The organism is Rhizobium sp. 05L429, from assembly GCF_056397645.1.
The window spans coordinates 1-375 of record NZ_JBFTNV010000102.1; the positions used below are offsets into that span (position 1 = coordinate 1).

A 375-nucleotide genomic window follows, 5' to 3' on the forward strand; every position below is an offset into this window, starting at 1 on the left:
GCGGAAGTAAGCCATGCCATTGTCACGCCATAGCTATGAATGGCTTGAGCTACCTCGGACGGGGCAATCGGACCGGCTTCATAAACGGCTAGGCGGGCACCGTTCAACAAACTGGCCCACAATTCCAATGTTGCGGCATCAAAGCTTATGGGTGAAAGCTGCAGCCACGTATCGGCGTGATCCACCGTGATATAGCTTCTGGTGCATGCCAGTTGCACAACGGAGTTATGACTTGTCATCACGCCTTTGGGCTGTCCGGTGGAGCCTGACGTGTAGATCACGTAGGCAAGGTGCTGCGGCAATGTGCGGCTCTCGACGGCGCCGTCCGGCAGGCCTGCAATCTGCCCGTCCCAGTCCCGGTCGAGGCAGACGACC

Annotated in this window: 1 protein-coding gene; it reads right to left on the reverse strand. The window is 58.4% G+C overall.

Annotation, left to right across the window (positions count from 1 at the left end; translation table 11 throughout):
* On the reverse strand, positions 1–375 hold a 375-nt coding region (locus AC1DNW_RS35505), incomplete at both ends, for an AMP-binding protein (RefSeq protein ID WP_477855839.1).